This is a genomic window from Anabaena azotica SJ-1, assembly GCF_047275885.1.
Lineage (GTDB): Bacteria > Cyanobacteriota > Cyanobacteriia > Cyanobacteriales > Nostocaceae > Trichormus_B > Trichormus_B azotica_A.
Window position 1 is genome coordinate 6,059,732 of the sequence record NZ_CP178454.1, and the last position, 15,182, is coordinate 6,074,913.

At 34.7% G+C, this 15,182-nt stretch carries 16 protein-coding genes; 8 read left to right on the top strand and 8 right to left on the bottom strand.

Annotation, left to right across the window (positions count from 1 at the left end; genetic code table 11):
- Positions 1–15: 15 nt before the first annotated feature.
- Positions 16–1,374 carry an ATP-binding protein gene (locus ACLLO5_RS26240; protein WP_413173402.1) on the bottom strand — a complete coding sequence of 453 codons (1,359 nt, stop codon included), beginning with the start codon at positions 1,372–1,374 and terminating at the stop codon, positions 16–18.
- A gap of 76 nt (positions 1,375–1,450) precedes the next feature.
- On the opposite strand from ACLLO5_RS26240, the gene ACLLO5_RS26245 reads away from it, so the two are divergent.
- Together ACLLO5_RS26245 and ACLLO5_RS26250 are read left to right on the top strand one after the other, a co-directional pair.
- On the top strand, positions 1,451–2,143 hold the full coding sequence (locus tag ACLLO5_RS26245; protein WP_413173403.1) for a response regulator transcription factor: 693 nt from the start codon (positions 1,451–1,453) through the stop codon (positions 2,141–2,143).
- Between the two features lie 261 nt (positions 2,144–2,404).
- Positions 2,405–2,716, top strand: coding sequence for a hypothetical protein (locus ACLLO5_RS26250; RefSeq protein ID WP_413173404.1), 312 nt, complete (start codon positions 2,405–2,407; stop codon positions 2,714–2,716).
- A 176-nt stretch (positions 2,717–2,892) separates the two neighbouring features.
- Here ACLLO5_RS26250 and ACLLO5_RS26255 read toward each other — a convergent pair whose 3' ends face one another.
- A complete protein-coding gene (locus tag ACLLO5_RS26255) occupies positions 2,893–3,405 on the bottom strand; it encodes a DUF2085 domain-containing protein (RefSeq protein ID WP_413173405.1) in 513 nt (170 codons plus the stop codon).
- Between the two features lie 26 nt (positions 3,406–3,431).
- Complete coding sequence (locus ACLLO5_RS26260) at positions 3,432–4,208, bottom strand: Uma2 family endonuclease (protein WP_413173406.1); 777 nt, start codon at positions 4,206–4,208, stop codon at positions 3,432–3,434.
- Between the two features lie 224 nt (positions 4,209–4,432).
- Here ACLLO5_RS26260 and dcm point away from each other — a divergent pair, with 224 nt between their 5' ends.
- Positions 4,433–5,752, top strand: coding sequence for a DNA (cytosine-5-)-methyltransferase (gene dcm, locus ACLLO5_RS26265; RefSeq protein ID WP_413173407.1), 1,320 nt, complete (start codon positions 4,433–4,435; stop codon positions 5,750–5,752).
- A gap of 94 nt (positions 5,753–5,846) precedes the next feature.
- Here the strand turns inward: dcm and ACLLO5_RS26270 are convergent, their stop codons facing one another.
- From ACLLO5_RS26270 to ACLLO5_RS26290, 5 genes are all read right to left on the bottom strand, one after another.
- Positions 5,847–6,464 carry a hypothetical protein gene (locus ACLLO5_RS26270; protein WP_413176198.1) on the bottom strand — a complete coding sequence of 206 codons (618 nt, stop codon included), beginning with the start codon at positions 6,462–6,464 and terminating at the stop codon, positions 5,847–5,849.
- Between the two features lie 115 nt (positions 6,465–6,579).
- Positions 6,580–6,834, bottom strand: coding sequence for a type II toxin-antitoxin system VapC family toxin (locus tag ACLLO5_RS26275; RefSeq protein ID WP_413176199.1), 255 nt, complete (start codon positions 6,832–6,834; stop codon positions 6,580–6,582).
- On the bottom strand, positions 6,835–6,972 hold the full coding sequence (locus ACLLO5_RS26280; protein ID WP_413173408.1) for a hypothetical protein: 138 nt from the start codon (positions 6,970–6,972) through the stop codon (positions 6,835–6,837). It abuts the gene before it with no gap.
- The gene (locus ACLLO5_RS26285; RefSeq protein ID WP_413173409.1) at positions 6,969–7,196 is read right to left on the bottom strand and encodes a hypothetical protein; all 228 of its coding nucleotides are present in this window, start codon (positions 7,194–7,196) and stop codon (positions 6,969–6,971) included. The genes ACLLO5_RS26280 and ACLLO5_RS26285 overlap by 4 nt, the downstream gene beginning before the upstream one ends.
- A gap of 136 nt (positions 7,197–7,332) precedes the next feature.
- On the bottom strand, positions 7,333–9,444 hold the full coding sequence (locus ACLLO5_RS26290) for a TIGR00300 family protein (protein WP_413173410.1): 2,112 nt from the start codon (positions 9,442–9,444) through the stop codon (positions 7,333–7,335).
- Between the two features lie 259 nt (positions 9,445–9,703).
- Between ACLLO5_RS26290 and ACLLO5_RS26295 the strand changes: the two genes are divergently transcribed.
- The 5 genes from ACLLO5_RS26295 (at position 9,704) to ACLLO5_RS26315 (ending at position 15,052) form a co-directional block, all read left to right on the top strand.
- Positions 9,704–10,831, top strand: coding sequence for a DUF4145 domain-containing protein (locus tag ACLLO5_RS26295; protein WP_413173411.1), 1,128 nt, complete (start codon positions 9,704–9,706; stop codon positions 10,829–10,831).
- 6 nt (positions 10,832–10,837) lie between these two features.
- Positions 10,838–12,310, top strand: a complete 1,473-nt coding sequence (locus ACLLO5_RS26300; RefSeq protein WP_413173412.1) for an AAA family ATPase — start codon at positions 10,838–10,840, stop codon at positions 12,308–12,310.
- Complete coding sequence (locus ACLLO5_RS26305; protein WP_413173413.1) at positions 12,291–13,184, top strand: hypothetical protein; 894 nt, start codon at positions 12,291–12,293, stop codon at positions 13,182–13,184. The genes ACLLO5_RS26300 and ACLLO5_RS26305 overlap by 20 nt, the downstream gene beginning before the upstream one ends.
- On the top strand, positions 13,174–13,353 hold the full coding sequence (locus ACLLO5_RS26310; protein ID WP_413173414.1) for a hypothetical protein: 180 nt from the start codon (positions 13,174–13,176) through the stop codon (positions 13,351–13,353). The genes ACLLO5_RS26305 and ACLLO5_RS26310 overlap by 11 nt, the downstream gene beginning before the upstream one ends.
- Before the next feature lie 88 nt (positions 13,354–13,441).
- Complete coding sequence (locus ACLLO5_RS26315) at positions 13,442–15,052, top strand: hypothetical protein (RefSeq protein WP_413173415.1); 1,611 nt, start codon at positions 13,442–13,444, stop codon at positions 15,050–15,052.
- Positions 15,053–15,182: the final 130 nt, after the last annotated feature.

Sequence of the window (15,182 nt, forward strand, 5' to 3'; positions counted from 1 at the left end):
AACTCCTGAATCCTGCTATGTAGGAATTTTCACAGTAAAAGTAGTTCCTACTCCAACTTTACTGTCCACAGAAATTTCTCCTTGATGTCGATCTACACATTTTTTAACAATTGGTAATCCTAACCCAGTGCCAACAATACCTTCAACATTTTCAGAGCGATAATAAGGCTCATAAAGCCTCTGCTGTTCGGCTGGGGAAATGCCTATACCTTCATCTATCACCTGAAAAATAGTAGCCTCTGGTTGAGCATTTAAAACCAAGTAGATTTTACCACCAGGTGATGAGTATTTAATGGCATTTAAAAGTAAATTAGTCAGAATAGAATACAACAATTTTTCGTCTAGATTAGCACGAAAAGATTGACCATGCTTGATAAACTTTATAATATGAGTTGTGCGACTAAACATTTGCACATCTTCCAACAGATTCAAACAAAAATTTTCCACATTGATTAATTGAGGTTTATAATCTAGTTCACCTGCTTCGGCTCTGGTCAAAGTTAATATATCTGTTAATAGGTGATTCATCAACTTGGCTGAAGACTGAATGCGATAAAGGTTTTTTAATTCCTTTTCATCTACTAATTCTATTAAAATTTCCCTTAATAACTGACAAGATAGCAAAATTACACTTAAAGGTGTACGAAATTCATGAGAAATCATAGAAAATAACTGAACTTTTAGTTCACCAATCTTTTTTTCTTGAACTAGGGAAGCTTCCAAAGATTTAATATGTTCGTGTTTTACCCATTGACGATCAATGATAAAATATAAACTACAAATTACAACCATGCTTAACATAGTTGCTAGTATTTCTATGATTAGCCGTAAATGAATACTCTGTTCTGACAGTTCGAGAGAACTGATCAGGTAGCTTTTTTCTTCGGCTTGAATTTCTGCAATTATGGGTATGATTTGCTCTCGGATATTAACACTATGTTCGGTAATTTGATTTTGTCTTAGTAATGCGCTTTTGTCTTGTTGATAAAGCTTTATTGATTCTTCTAAAAGTTCTACTCTTTGATGAACTAATGATTTTAAAATAGCAAGTCTCTGTTTTTGTTTGACACTGTTGTGTACGTGAATATCTAATAAAATAATATTGTTTTTCATATTATTGATGGCAGCTTGATAACGATATAAATCTTGTCTACTCCCCAAAAATATATACCCTCTTCGTGCTGATTCTGCCACTGTCATTTTTGCATAGAAATCAGTTAAAATATTGAGAGTTTGATAATTATCATGAACCTTATTCGCATTGCCTTTAATTTCGCTAGTATTATTAAATGAAGCAAATGCCACCAGCCCCATGAGTAAAATAATTAAAAAAAATCCAGCTACAATCCATTTGCATGAAAAATACAATTTCATAAAATATCCATTTATTTATCAAGTCAATTTAAGTTAATATTTCCCTCATTACTGGCTGTGGAATAAAGGATAAAATATGCGAGTTCTGATAGTTGAGGATGATGTTCAACTGGCAGAAGCACTAACAGAAGCTTTAACCAGACGACAGTATGTAGTTGATGTTGCTCAAGACGGAGAAGCAGCTTGGCACGCTACAGAATCAATGAAGTATGATTTGATAGTGCTGGATGTCACTTTACCAAAGTTAGATGGCATCAGGTTTTGTCATCGCTTACGTACTACTAACACCAACAGCCCAGCACATCGCAACTCGGCTACACCAGTATTAATGCTGACAGCCCGTGATACTGTTGCTGATAAGATTGCTGGTTTAGATGCTGGTGCAGATGATTATGTAGCAAAGCCATTTGACCTAGAAGAATTAATGGCTCGGATACGTGCTTTACTCAGACGTGGTAGTGCTGCAAGTACAGTCAGTTTGTCTTGGGGAAAATTAACTTTGAATCCTAGCACCTACGATACTACTTATGATGGTCATCTTATTCCATTGACTCCTAAAGAGTATGCAATTTTGGAATTATTACTTGCAAACGGTAGAAGAGTATTAAGCTGTTCCAGCATTATTGAACAAGTTTGGTCAGTAGATGACTCTCCCGTAGAGGAAACAGTGAGGTCTCATATTAAGTGTCTTCGGCAAAAGTTAAGAGCTTTAGGTGCGCCAGAAAGTTTGATTGAAACAGTTCATGGTTTGGGATATCGTCTCAACTGATACAAATAATACAAATTTAGAGAGAATTTGTTGCTAATCTTTTCAATGTAGAGGCAATTCATCAACTGTCTCTACCGGATTTTTATACCTTATGGGCTTGATTTATTAAGTGCATTCTTAGAGAAGAATAGGCTCGCCATAATCATATAGTCTTCTATAAAATTTTATCTGCACAAATTCTACACAAATTTCGCATGATAATTGCATATATAGGTTATATCCTGAGAACGCAAATGATTTTTAATCAGGAAATAGTCCACGATGAAATGCAAATATTTATATTATGGCTGGTTAATTGAATTAATACCCTTATCAAAAGGCTATATATTTAAGTGTTGGATGCCTAATGAAGAAATAGGGATTAGCAATAACCATATTTATCCGAGTTTATTTCAAGCGATAATGGCTGCTAGGACAAGGGCAAAAATCGAGTCTGTTAGGTTATCACTGCTCAATTTTTTAACTGAATCCTACGACAATTTCCAACTAACTTCTCAAGAATATATGACACTAAAAAATTCAGTTATTGATTTTGCTACTGTTGCTACTCAACTAGAAATGCAGGACTATTAAACACAGCAGATGAATCAGCAAAAGAAAACGCTTCTCCTCTATCTTCAAATAATCAAGTATTAAAATTTTTTAGTAGTTATTCAGGGTGCGTGACTTCAATCAAGTTGTTTTCATCAAAGGAAGTAAAAATGCTAACGAATATTATATACAATGGTCGTGGCAGTGGTAGGCGCACTCTAGCTGGTTTGCGTCTCTGTCCACTTGTGCAAAAGTGGCATAGTAAATAAACCCCAAGCCAAACCAGTAATTAAACCAAAAGGGGTGACAATATAATTATTAAAATCCCACAAACCGAAAACTTGCGCCGCTAATTCTAAAGGATAAGCCATCATTAAAACACTAGCAAAAGCTGCACCAGTCCAACCATATTGATGCAACCAAAAAACACCTTTTCCACCAGTTAAACCATACAAAATCCGAGTAATTAACAAACCCGTCACAGTCCCATAACAGCGCATACACACCGCCATAATAAAAGGTGGAGATAACTCCAAACCTAGCGTAGGTTGCGGACACACATGATTACCCATAAAGTAAATAATGTCCGCAATACCTGGAAGCAGAAACACACCAGACGCAGCGAGAAAAGGAGCAATAGGGGGACCAAAAACCATTCCAGCCAACAGGAAATCAGCAAAAAAACTTACCCAATTAATCTGTAAATCCCTTGACAAAATAACCCTTTGCATCTTCCTTTCTTGGCTCGACATATTTCTTAATCTATTGTATCTGGATCAATACCCATTTCTCGCAATCGTGCCGCTAATTGTGCGGCTTTATTTTCTGCTTGTTCAGCCCTGAATCTTTCTAATTGGGCTTCTTCCTTACCCACCAATAATAAATTACCATCTAAATCCCACCAGCGCAGCCAAATTTGCTCAGGATTATTTAAATAACTTCCTTGCCATAAACCTAATTCTACACCTAAAGGGGGAATGGGGTAATGTCCGCGTTCGTTAGGCTGCATTTTTTGGTAAGAAAAATCCACCAAATGATAAACTTCTAATTTCTCATTATTAACTTCATAAATAGCATAATAGGGAATGCGGATCACTCGTTCATATACCCAAAATTTACCAGGTTTTTGACCTGCTTGTAAACCCGTTAAAGGTGTGGTATCTCGTTCTTCTTCACCATTACCACTAGCTAATTCTATCGCAATTAAGGGGGGAATATATTCCCGCCATAAAACATAAGAACGGCGAATTTTACCATCTAATCTTGGTGCTACATCAGGAACATAAAACCAATCTGGTGCAACTGTACCTTTTTCTGGTGGTTCAGTTTCGCGCCAATAAATCCCACAATCTTGACCTATACAAAATTGTCCATCAGGATGTAACTTTTGTAAAGTTTGAATTATTGAGTCTGTGATAATGATGCTTTGGGGATGTTCTTGAAAGTTTTTCACGAAAGTACCATCAGACTCTGGTAGTTGAGTATGATCAGGAAACTGCGGTGGTATAGCAATATCAGCCAGGGTTTCACTCATACTGTTTAAAGAATTGCAGTTGTTAATTTAGTATAACTGAAAGAGTGCTTAATTTTTCACTAATGCAGGGTTAATATACACATACACAATTTTTATCATGCTGATATATTTTGTTATTTAATAATTATCTCTCTTTACAGAAATCATAATTAATTACTAAAAATAACTTTTCAAAATATAGATTTAATGTTAATATTTAATCGTTGATATTACATAAAACAATAATGTCCTATAAGATAAAATTTATTGATTTATTTGCTGGAATTGGGGGAATGAGATTAGGTTTAGAACAAGCTTGTAAAGCTTTAGGAGTTAAAAGTAAATGTGTTTTTACTTCGGAAATAAAAATTCCAGCAATTCAAGTTTATCAAAATAATTTTAATCAAGATAAAATTTGGGGTGATATTACAGAAATTTCTACTCAACAAATACCGGATTTTGATATTTTATTAGCTGGGTTTCCCTGTCAACCTTTTAGTAGCGCAGGAACAAGACAGGGATTTTTAGAGACTAGAGGAACGCTATTTTTTGAAATTGAACGAATTTTAAGAGATAAATCACCCTTTGGTTTCTTACTGGAAAATGTTGAAGGTTTGGTACAACATGATCACGGGAGAACATTAGCAACTATTGTGAATAAGTTAGAACAATTAGGTTATCAGATAACATATAATGTTTTAAATGCTAAAGATTTTGGTGTTCCTCAAGAAAGAAAAAGAGTTTATATAGCGGGAACTAAAGCAGATGCTATTTCTTTAATTTTTCCTAAAAATCGAAAACCTAGATTATTAGAGATTTTAGAAACAGGTTGTCCAACTTTACAGAGTAATTTTTTCAAAAAATTATTACAACAATACTCTATTGAACAACTGTATGGAAAATCTATCAGAGATAAAAGGGGAGGAGAAGATAATATTCACAGTTGGGATTTAGAATTAAAAGGAAAGGTGAGTTTAGAACAAAAGGAATTATTAAATTTATTGTTAAAACAAAGAAGAAGAAAAATTTGGTCTGCAAACAAAGGAATCCAATGGATGGATGGAATACCTTTAACTGTAAATGAAATTTCTACTTTTTATCCTCATGTTAATTTAGCAAAAATGTTAGATGATTTAGCAAATAAAGGTTACTTAAAATATGAACATCCGAAAGATATTCAAGAAGTATTAAATAAAGATGGTAACAAGGTGAAAAAAAGAGAATATAGACTTGATTTACCCAAGGGATATAATATTGTAGTTGGTAAACTTAGTTTTCCTGTGACTAAAATTCTTGATCCTGATGATATAGCACCAACTTTAGTAGCTACGGATATGCAGAAGTTAGCAATAGTTGATGGGGAGGGTTTAAGATGTTTAACAATTAGGGAAGGATTGAGATTATTTGGTTTTCCTGAAGATTATCACATTAATTTACCCATTACTAAAGCATTTGAATTATTGGGAAATACTGTGGTAGTTCCGGTTATTAGAGAAATTGCTGAAAAAATAGTAATTCAAAAGATTTTATCAGTTCCTAAAAAAGAATATGTTTTAACTAGATAAAATAAAACCAATAAACTTGACCATCAATATTAAAACTTTGCTGATTTTATTTTTTGTCAGAATCAGGATTTACAGGATTTTATTTGTCAATGTCCTAAAAATTTTTCATTAAAGCGACTAAAATTTTCATTAAAATTTCTAAATCAGTGGGTACACGATATAGGTTTAAATCTTGAGTAATTTCTTTTGATTCACGGTGCAAAATTACAAATTGCCAAATATTACCAATAGAAACTGCACCATAAAGCATAGGATTGTCAATAGTAGACCAATTATCAAAGGCAATTAATTCTACAGCTAATTGGACAACTCCTCTTTCTAAATCTGCATTTTTGGCTTCAATAACTAATAATTGATTTTCTGATTTGAGGTAATAATCAACATTTCCTTTTAATTGATTATTGATATTTAACGCATATTCTACCCTAACTTTAGCATGGGTATAGTGAATTAGTTCCATAATTACAGGAGCAATTAAAAATTCTCTCCTGGCGGTTTCACTGGTTAAACTTATATAAGGTAAACTTTCTTCAATACGATTTTTTAGGTCTGTTAATCTTTCTAAGTTTTGCTGAGTTGTTGGTAAGGTGAGAGATTGTGATTTCAAGTTATAGCCAAAATATGCTATAATTTCGTCTGGTTCATAATTCAATTTGAAATAATCATCAAAGGTGTAGGATTGATTAGAGTCAATTATTGGTGTTTTTCCCATAATTCCTACCTCAATAATTTTCATCATGCGTTGCTTATATTATATCTCTCTGTGACTCTGCGCCTGGAGCGGTTCTTTTATTCCATTAAATTGAACTCAAAAAAGATATTAGAATTTACCAAATAACTGAATTATAAAATCCCATAATTATTGTATCTGCTGTAATTAAATTAGCTTGATATTTTTGAGCTAAAGCAACAATAACCCGATCTGCGGTATCTTTATGATTCCATTCTAAAGCAACACTTTCTAACCATAAATTTTCATCAATAGGAATTATTGTAATTACATCAGATTTTTGTAAAGTGTCCAGATAAGTTGTTAAAGAAACTCCTAAATCTAACTTTTGATTTTTAATTTTAATAGCGATTTACCAAAGTGAAATAGAAGCAACTAACCCATTTTTCTCAATTTCCATTTCTTCACAAGCTAATTTTGCGCTAAGAGAAAGTTTCTCTGGATCAAGACTCCACCAAATTAAGGCACAAGTATCTAAAATAAAAGTCATATTTCGCCCCATTCTTCAGTTGTGGGGGTAGTTATATCTTCAAAATATTGGACTTTACCACGCAGGGGACTAAATAATTGTGCTGTTGAACTTTCTACACCAATATTTTCTAGTTTTGTAGTTTCTATAAAAGTGATTAAAACTTCCCCTTCTAAAATATTTTTAGGAATTTCAGATAACTTAATCTTCCCATTTTTGTAAATTCCTTTCACAGTTTGTAACATAATTAATTATCTCCTTGGTTGGCGTTGCTTATATTATATCTTTCTGTGACTCTGCGCCTGGAGGGTGAAAAAAACAAAGACACAAAAACGCCCAGAAAAACCCTTTGCGTCTTTGCGTCTTTGCGTGAGATATTCCTTAACCTACATTAGCAACATAGGGACTTGTCAATTTATCCAATTGCTGCACCAATAAACTTAAAAACAGACCGACATCTGTCACCACACCTACAGATTCTATTGAACCGCGATCGCTCAATTTTGTCACCACAGCCGGGTTAATGTCCACACAGACCATCTTTACACCCGCTGGAGTCATATTTCCCACACCGATAGAATGCAGCATAGAAGACAGCATCAAAATCATCTCTGCACCTTCTATGATTTTAGAATATTCCTGTTGTGCTAAAATCAAGTTCATTTGGGTATCAGGTAAAGGTCCATCATCCCGAATTGAACCAGCGAGGGAAAAGGGGATGTTATTTTTTACACATTCATACATCACACCGCTTTTCACCACTCCCGCTTCTACAGCTTTAGCAATGCTACCAAAACGGCGGATAGTATTAATTACCTTCAAATGATGTCGGTGTCCACCGCGTACAGCCACACCCCGCTTCATATCCACACCCAGGGATGTTCCCAGCAGGTTTTGTTCCATGTCATGGACTGCGATCGCATTTCCACCCAAAAGACCCTGAACGTAACCTTCACGAATCAATCTAGAAAGATGTTCTCCGCCTCCTGTGTGAATTACCACGGGTCCAGCAGTGACAACTACTTTACCGCCGCTATCCTTAATTTTACGTAATTCCCAAGCCACTTGTTCAACGACTAATTCCACCCGTCTTTCACTGGAAACGCCGGAAGACATAAAGCTGAATTCTTGGGAGTTGCGTTGTTCTCGTGATTCGGCTTTGCGAATGGTGCGAATACCTAAAACATCAACTACGACGCGATCGCCTATTTCTAAATCACGCAATAGTTTACACTTAGCTACTATACCATTAGCAGTTTGAGAAATAGCGATCGCCCCATCCATGCGTTGATTTTGAACTTTCAGCCATTCCCCATTTACCCGGATTTCAGTCGGATAAATCGTGCTGACATAGAAATCATCAGGTGCTACACCCGCTTGGATCACAGGTTCTAATTTAGAATCTCGTTCATCTTGGGGTAAATCAACCGCACCCAAATCAATCAACTGCGAGATAATCTCTTCCATCACTTCATGGGATGGTGCAGATACCCTCACCTCAGCCGCAGATGTACTTTGACGTTGTTCTCCCAAGTTGAATTTCAGAACTTGGAAACTTCCCCCCATTTCCACAATTAAATCTAAAGCACGGTTAATCAAACCTGCGTCTAGCAAATGTCCTTCCATGCGAATGACACGACTTTCTACAGATACAGTAGCGTGTACTTCTTCCGCAATTGGTTCTGTCACCCGCAAAGTTAAGCATTTAGCCGCACCACCAGCTTTGAGAAATTCCGTCAACGGTGTTTCAATGACTTGGAAACCAACTTCAGCCAAACGCGATTTTAAACTATCACTGGCTTTGTTCATAATTACGATGCTATCAACATTCACCGCATTACAAGCGAAGTTAACAGCATCAGCTTCTGCGATAGCGATCCGCTTTTCTGGTGCGACGCGCATTTCAATCACTCGGTTGGAGTAGGAATCAAAAGCACCAGGGTAATACAGCAAATAACCATTTGCCAAAGGACAGAAGCAGGTATCAAGATGATAAAACCTTTCATCCATCAACCGCAGAGAAATCACCTCAATGTCTAGCCATTTAGCCAGATAAGGGTGAGAATCTAATTCAGAACGGAAACCGTATCCAGCCCATAACCAACGCCCTTCTCTATCTAAGAGTGCGTCACCTGCACCTTCAAAAGGCAGGTCTTTAGGAAGAGTGTATACATTATAACCATTATTTTCAAACCACTGTTGAAAATACGGTTCTTCGCCTTGGCGTTCTTTATGTAGAAAGCGGCTAAGAACGACGTTTTCACCAAGGACTAAACCTGCATTGGCACTAAATACCATATCAGGCCAACCTTTCTCTGGGGCAACTAAATCAACAATGGCATGATTTTTGATAACATTGTATAATTTATTCCATTGTTCCACCGCGCGATCGCGTGAGGATTTGTGAATATTCCCTTCCATCCACGGATTAATCACATAATCCACATCATAATGGTCGGGAGCGCACATTAAAAACCGAATTTGGGAAACCATAAAAATTTTTACTTCGCTTTTCAGTAATCTCTTCTGGATACAGAGTTTTGGTGTTCTACTTCTGTCAAATCTGCTACTTAATCGCTACCTTTTCTTCTTGGTAGGCTTTATCAGGCGATCGCTCCTATTCTATTACCACTAGGGACAAACTGAGGACATGAAGCAAAAAATGTCTCATGGGGGATGTTAACTGCTGGCATTTACCTTCGTGTGTATAATTATTTAATGGCATTAATTTAATTTTTTATGGTGTCGTTTAATGACTGAGCAAAAGCATAAACATAAACATACTACAGAAACGTTTCGTTGTGGACATTGTGGCAATAAAACTCTGATGGAAGTTATTAGTGAAGGTGAGTATACACAAACATCTTCAGATGATAGATACAATGAGGAATATCATCATTTTCATGATGTTTACACTTTGGTTTGTCCAAATTGTAGAAAATTCAATGTCATTTTAGAGGATTTCAATACCTTCGATTCGGCTTATGAGAGTAGAAATACACGTTTTTTATATCCTTATTTAAAAGAGTTTGCTAATAAATCGCGTGAAACTAGAAATATTATAAATACATATAGAGAAGCTAGAACTTGTTTTGACTGTGGACTGTACGTATCAAGTATAGTAATGTGTCGAAAAACGATGGAAATGCTATGTTTATATTTTAAAATTGAACACCCAGATAACTTGCATGGAAAGCTTGAAAAAATGCGAGGTGAAAAAATTATTGATGATAAATTTTATAACTGGGCTAATCATTTAAAGTTTTTTGGTAATGAAGCTGCACATACATCTGAGCAATTTTCTAGAAAAGATGCTGAAGATATTGTTGATTTTACATACGCCTTAGTTGAATATTGTATTGATTTTAATGACAAATTTGAAAATTTACTTAAAAGACGAGGAAAAGTACAACCATCTCCACATTTAGAAACAACGACTTTAACAGAAGAGACTATTAACAATTTCGTCCAAAAACTAGATGAAAATGAAACATCAGCAGTACGTTACTATGCGGCTATTACACTTGCTAAAAGAAATATAGAAATTGACAAAGTAATTCCAGTATTTCTGAGTCTGATAAATAGCACTAAGTTTAGTAAAGATGCGATTAATTATTTAAAATCTATTGGTTCACAAGCTATTCCAGAACTCATCAATGCTTTAGAAAAGCTTACTAACCATGTTAATGTTCGTTCTGCTGCTGCCACCATATTAGGCGATATCGGAACAAATAGCCCTGATGCAATAGAATCTCTTGTTAAGGCATTGAAAGATGAACAACCAGATGTTCAGCATAAAGCAGGAATAGCACTGGAAAAACTTGGTAATATTGCTATTGATGCTTTTGTTAAAATATATCCTTTACCACCTGGATCGTAGTCTTAAATGAAAATCAAATTCTCTAACTTAGGCAGTATTCAAGAAACAGAGTTAGATTTGCGTCCTCTCACAGTAATTATTGGACCTAATAACTCAGGTAAAACTTATATTGCTTATTCTACCTATGGTTTGTGGCAGCGTGTGACACGAACTTTGAATATCTATAAAGGTCAATTAGATTTTAAAGAGGAAGATAATGGTATTTGGTCGCTACCAATAGATAATAATCTACTTGATTTTTTTATTAGAGATGCTGAAGAAATGGCGAAAAGTTTCCAGGGTAGTTCTTTAGAATCATTTTTTCAGGATTCAAGTCGCAAACTTTTCTCTAACACATTATTTTCAATCATAATTTCTCGTCAAGAAGTCGAAAATGCGATAAATATACTAACTCAGCAAGAATCTTTTCACTTGGAAATTGTGTATTTGGAATATGGAATTCCTATAAAACTAAAAATTAGTCGTCAAAATAATAAGTTATTCTTCATGCTTCAACCTAAAAATGAGAAAAATAATATAAATGAGTATAGGTTGTTGATAGAGTATTTCCAGGATTATCATCAAACAAATACCCCAGAAATATATTTTATTGATATTATTAAACAAATAATTTTTTCTGCTAAAATTTTTCCTTTTCCTGCTGAACGTAATGCTTTTATAAATACCTATAAGATATTATCAAATAGGCGTTACCGACTTCTTAAACAAACTCAAAGAGAATTATTAATTAATAGTAGTTCAGAGAGACAATTTGAACTTCTAAAAGAACAAGGTGATATTCGTTATCCACAACCAGTAGAAGATTTTTTAGATTTTTTAACGGAAATAGAACTTCAAGAAACAACCAAGATTAATTCAAGCAACAAAAACGAATTTCAGAAATTAGCTGATGAAATTGAAAAACAGCTACAGAACAAAAATAAAACTAATTTAAAACCTACTAAACTCGGTGGAAAAGAAATTAAAGTATCAGTTAAAAGAGGTTTAGAAATTGACCTATATAATGCTTCATCTTCTATCAAACAACTTGCACCATTACTTTTATATTTAAGATACCGTGCAAGAAAAGGTGATTTTCTGGTAATAGATGAACCAGAAATGAACTTGCACCCAGAATCACAAGCAAAACTGCTGGAAGCGTTATCTATTCTTGTCAATCTTGGTGTGAGAATTTTACTTACAACCCATAGTCCTTATATTATGGCACATCTGAATAATTTAGTTAATGGTAATCATGAAAATTATGAAATGTTAAAACGTCAATCTTCATCTTTATACCTTCAAGATGAAAGAGCATTTTTACATAAAGATAAAGTTAGTGCGTATGAAATGAAAGATAATAAACTAGTTTCATTAAATGATCCAGATTATGGTATTAGATGGGATACATTAAGTGATGTTTCTGTAGATATTCAACAAAAGTTTTTTCAAATTTATGAAGCAGGACAAGAAAAACCAGATGAAGAAACAGAAGAATAGTCCTGCTCAAATTCTCAAGGATAAAAAAGATAAACTCGACTGGCAAAATTTTAATTTTCTAGAAAATCTGCTAGTGTTCTGTACCGTACCAGAAAGAAGTGTTCCTAAAGAAAGTGGTGTACATTTTCGGATAAGTTTAGATTCTCAAAATCAAGCTATATGTATTTTATTTGAAATAGATAGAAGAAATGATCCTCTGATTAGAAATCAAGCATTAAAGCGTCCAGATTATATGTCTCTTTATATTGATTCTAATTCTTGCATTTGCACCATTATTGAAATGAAAGGTAAGAATCACAACTCTTTAGAAAATGGAATTGAACAAATTTTAAAATTGAAAGAAATTCTACAAACTGAAATTTCCAATCATTTACCTAGCAAACTAAAAGTTAAATATCAAGGAATTTTATTAACTCCCTATAATTCACAAGTTCCAGATAAAAAAATAGCAGAAGAGGCTTTAAAAGGGTTTGTTATTTTACCTATTAAATATGATCACAAAGCCGAATTATATCCTTATGTTTCAAAACCAAATAAGATAACAGATAGATATAATCATCAAGAAATTACTAAATCAAATGCTTTGTTTATTGAACGAATTTTAACAACAATAGCATTACCAAAACGTATACCTGATGACTACTATTCTAGCAATTTTCTAGTTGGGAATGATAGAGAAGGAATTTATATCAACTATTTATTAGCAAATGACAGCGATTATATAACTTTATTATCAAATACAAAATATACTGAAATTAATATGGAGGACAATGAAGATAACGAAAAAATAAAATACGAATTAGAGGTACTCAATCTGATAAATAGATTAGCAATCAAGTTTTCAAATAACCCAACATCAAATTATGACAACTAATACAGCTAGTAATCAAAACTTTAAAACACTGTTAAAAGGTTTAGGAAAAGCCTCCGAAAGTCAAATGAAATCAGTTTTAGCTGAACGTGAAGTAGTACAACCAGAAGCAGAATTAAGTCCTGAAATTATTGCTTCTCTTCAACAACGAATAAGTAACACGACTAGATGATGATCTAAAAAACACTCAAACTAAATAATTAGCGATCGCTCTCATGGTAGATTGTTACACAGGTAAACCCTGATAAATTTATACAAATATGCAAAACCGAAATAGTAGTTTTCTAGTTGGTAACACCAACGGCGATAATGTTCTCATCTTCGATGCTGCCACAGGTAACTATGTAGGAGAGTTTATCACTGCTGCTCAGGGTAGACTTGAGAAACCTGACACCTTACTGTTTGGACTAGATGGAAACGGTGATGGTAAAAAAGACCTTTATGTAACCAGCGGAGAAGAAGCAGGAAGTTCTTCTATATTGAGGTTTGACGGACAAACCGGGGAATTTATTGATGTATTTATCGGCGATAATCCAGATACAGCCGAAGACGAAAACGGGAGTTTAATCCGTCCCTATGGTATTGCTTTTGGTCCAGATGGTAATTTGTACGTTGCCAGTTTCCTCAGTGACCAAATATTACGCTATAACGGGGTAACAGGAGAATTTATTGATGTTTTTGCCCAAGGAAATGGTCAAGCTGACGGATTAAATGGACCAAACGGGCTACTTTTCATTAATGGCAGCCTCTATGTTACTACTCAGGGTAGTGTAGCCAAAATTAATCCTGATACGGGAAAGGTTTTCCCTGATTATATTTTTCCTAGTCAAGTTTTGCGTTATGACTCACTAACAGCAGGAACAACACCCAGTGTTTTTGCTACACCTCAACCATCACCAGATAGCTTTGGCTTTGTCAGCTTACTTGGTTTAGCTCTTGGTAAAGATGGTGATTTATATGTCAGTGATTATGCTAATGGAATTCTACGCTATGACTTGCAAACTGGAGAGTTAGTCAATACTCTCTCTACAAATTATACAACTAATACATCACCCAGTAACAATTATATTGGTGGTCTGGCTTTTGCACCTAATGGTGATTTACTTACGGTTGGCTTTGATGTGACTACTCAACAGGGTGCAATTCTTCAGCATGAGACTGAGAGTGGTTCACCTGTTAACCCACTTGAAATTTTAATTCCTACAAACCCAATTCTTGAGCGTCCCATTGGTATAACTTTTTTCCCGACAGAAAGCAAGTTAGTATTGGGAACTCCCGGAAATGATGATTTAACAGCGGGTAAGGATATAGAAGCTGTTGTAGATATTGTCTTTACTGGTGCTGGTGATGATAAAGTTGACCTGGCTATTAAAAGCTATGCTAGTAATAATCGCGTCTTCTTAGGTAGTGGTAATGACATTATAGATGTTAGCAAGAGCGATCGCGCCTTTGGTGGTTCAGGTGATGACATTTTTGATGCTTCCGACAGTAAAGGTGGTAGTCGGATGTCCGGTGGTTCAGGGAATGATATCTTTTACCTGGGCAGTAATGATAAAGCGTTGGGTGGTGATGGCAATGACAAATTCATCATCCAGACAGGTGGTAATAATCTACTCAGTGGTGGTGCTGGTGCTGATGAGTTCCAAATTGTTACAGCTGAAATACCAGAAGCAGCTAACACAATTTTAGATTTTGAAATAGGTACTGATATTCTCAGTATTGTTGGTGCCGTTGAACTTGGTATCTCCGCTACAACTTTGATTTTGAACGAAACAAGTGGTAATACAGAAATTCTCCTTAGTGATAAAACTCTCGCTATCCTTAATGGTGTTACAGGCTTAGATGTAAATGTCATCAGGTTGGTAAGTTAAAAATACTTAGTAATAAATTGCTTATATAACTTTATGTAACAGTTTTTGTAACTTCCTGTCTGATTCAAAGTTTCTATGTCACGATAGGAGGTGAGAACTAATTCGGCGACGGCGTTTGTTTTTAACATTG